Source organism: Petrotoga sp. SL27, from assembly GCF_002924605.1.
GTDB classification, from domain to species: domain Bacteria; phylum Thermotogota; class Thermotogae; order Petrotogales; family Petrotogaceae; genus Petrotoga; species Petrotoga sibirica.
In genome coordinates this window covers 1-1,450 of the sequence record NZ_JAIP01000010.1, presented here as the reverse complement: position 1 = coordinate 1,450, position 1,450 = coordinate 1, and the positions used below count along the sequence as shown (strand labels likewise).

1 protein-coding gene and 1 pseudogene are annotated in these 1,450 nt (G+C 37.4%); both read right to left on the bottom strand.

The genetic code is table 11. The features are described from left to right. Positions 1 to 967: acetate kinase (locus AD60_RS03525; protein ID WP_103927340.1), on the bottom strand; the 967-nt coding region annotated here is incomplete at its 3' end. Between the two features lie 223 nt (positions 968 to 1,190). Further along, positions 1,191 to 1,450: pseudogene (locus AD60_RS03520) on the bottom strand (methyl-accepting chemotaxis protein); the annotation flags it as partial.

The following is a 1,450-nucleotide window of genomic DNA, read 5'->3' as shown; positions in this document are numbered from 1 at the left end:
CATCTAATCCTTTTAGTATGGTTATATAACTTCCTATGTATTTTGCTAAACGATATACATACACATCGTATGCCAACTTTGCCTTTTTATCCCCATTTTCTATTCCTTTTCTGATGTCTCTCATGTCGTTGCTCATTTCACTTAAACCATAGACACCACTTCTTTTGTTCAATAAATCGTCTACTTCATCTACGCTGTAACCTTTTCTTGTAAGGAAAAGAACGATCCCTGGATCTATATCTCCACTTCTTGTGCCCATTATCAATCCTTCCAAAGGTGTGAATCCCATCGATGTGTCAACTACTTTCCCTCTGTCAATCGCAGCTAAAGATGCACCGTTACCTAAATGTGCCGTTATCATCTTTAATTCTTTTATATCTTTTCTTAATATCTCAGAAGCTTTTTGAGATACATACCTGTGACTGGTCCCATGAAATCCGTAACGTCTTATCTTGTACTTTTGGTAAAGTTCGTAAGGTAGCCCATACATGTACGCTTTCTCTGGCATCGAATGGTGAAATGATGTATCAAATACCGCTACTTGGGGTACTTTGGGTAATAATTTTTTGGCAGCTCTTATGCCCATCAAATTGGGAGGATTATGTAAAGGAGCAAGATCAGAGTTTTCTTCTATAGCTTTAATAACTTCTTCATCTATCAATACAGAAGAGAAAAACTTTTCTCCTCCATGTACAACCCTGTGTCCAACCGCATCTATCTCATCTAATCCTTTTAAACACCCGTATTCGGGATCAGTTATCAATTCCATAGTTTTTTTTAACGCTTCTTCATGGTCTTTTATCTTGGTTATATTTTTGTACTCTTTTCCTTCACTTTCTTGTTCAATATCTGACTCTTGCTCTCCTATCCTTTCAACCAACCCTTTAACCAGACACTCTTCGTTTTCCATTTCTAATACTTGATATTTTAAGGATGAACTTCCTGAGTTGATCACTAGTATTTTCATTTGAAATCCTCCTATTAATATTTTCTGGTACTGTCTTTTGAAACTCTAAAACTTGTTTCAGCGCCCCTTTGCCCGTGCATTAAGGGGCAAACCCGGACATTGAGGGGTAAACTCCTCAAAGGCATTTGCTTCGCAAATGAGAATATGGAAATTGTTTCTAAGGCATTATAAAAACACTTTTGCATAAAGTAGCAAAAAGCTTTTTGCACAATTCAGCAAAATTTTATATCTTAAAACTTCCAACTAATCCTTTCAACTCTGTGGCTAATTCACTCAACTCTTTTGCTTCTTCGTTTATCCCTACCCCTTGTTTTACTTGTTCGTCTATTACACTTCTTGACCTTTCTAGTTGTTCAATTATCTGTGTTGCCGCTTTCGCTACCCTGTCCATCGCTGTGCTCATCTCTTGCGCACTTGCACTTTGTTCTTGCGCACTTGCAGTCATGTTTTCTATCCCTTGGTCCATCCTTTCTATCCTTTCTT